Origin of the sequence: Amycolatopsis kentuckyensis, assembly GCF_002155975.1 — a bacterium.
Classification (GTDB): Bacteria; Actinomycetota; Actinomycetes; order Mycobacteriales; family Pseudonocardiaceae; genus Amycolatopsis; species Amycolatopsis kentuckyensis.
Genome location: NZ_MUMI01000811.1, coordinates 1 through 1098 on the forward strand (window position 1 = coordinate 1; position 1098 = coordinate 1098).

1 protein-coding gene is annotated in these 1098 nt (G+C 70.4%); it reads right to left on the bottom strand.

The annotated features are described in order from the left end of the window. A partial coding sequence (locus CCN39_RS48200; protein WP_244211356.1) for an RICIN domain-containing protein occupies positions 1-487 on the bottom strand: 487 nt, incomplete at its 3' end. Positions 488-1098 lie beyond the last annotated feature (611 nt).

Sequence of the window (1098 nt, forward strand, 5' to 3'; positions counted from 1 at the left end):
TGTCGGCGGCGAGCTTGACCAGCTGCCACCGCTGGTTGGCGCCGTCGGTGTCGGGCAGCTGGACGATCCGCGCGCCGTCGGCGGTGGAGGAGCCGAGCACGTCCACGGCCTTGCCGCTGGCCCGGTTGAGCAGCCGGACGTCGCCGCCGGCGGAGTCGGCCAGCCGGAACTGCTGGCCGGCGCGGCCGGCGTCGGTGTTCTGCACCAGGCCGGTCCGGTCGGCGGTGGCGGGGAAGCTCAGGATCTTGCCGCTGTGCTTGGACCTGATGCGGTAGTTGCCGCCGCCCGAGTCGACGAACTGCCACTGCTGGGAGGCGCGGTCGTCACGGGTGCGCTGGGTGATCCGGGCGCCGTCGTAGGTGGCGCTTCCGGCTACTTCCAGTGCCTTGCCGCTGTTGCGGTTGACCAGCACGTACGAGGCGTCGGTGTCGACGCCGGCGGCCGACGCGGCCGGTGCCGGAAGCACGACACCGAGACCTGCCAGCACCGCTGCGCACACCACTCGGAGACCCGAGCGGCTCCTTCCCGGGGTGGCTCGCATGGCGTTCCTCTCTCACGAAATGCGAGGCGGCTCGCTTTGTCATCGCCGATGGAAAATGAGGGGCACCGTGCCCACGTCCCGAGCGGACCTGCCGGTCGGCGCTCACCGCGGAAGCCGAGCCGGCTCACCAGGCTTTTGTGCGCAGAGAGCCATGCGTCGCCTCCTTGCGAGCAGGGTGCGTACTGAGCTCGCGGGCACGGGCCCGCAGACTGGGAGCGCTCCCAGGTACCGTAGCGCAAACCGTTTGCCGCCGACAAGACTGGTGAGGAGGTATCCAACCGGTCGAAGTCCGCGAACGGCCCGGGATGTGTGGACGTTCGGATCGTCCGACTGTACGATTTCCGGACGGGGAGTGTGACGCCATGCGCCGGGAAGTTCCCGTTGAGGGGCAGGATTCGTCGGCTGAGCGCCCGACCGCTCGACGCTCCGGATCGCCTGCGCCGGATGCTTTGGCATTGCAGCGCCTGGCCGGCAACCGGGCCGTGACGCAGCTCGTGCGCGGGCTGACCGTGCAGCGCCACCCCGCTCTGGAGAGCGAACTGCTGGGCGGCGAGCCC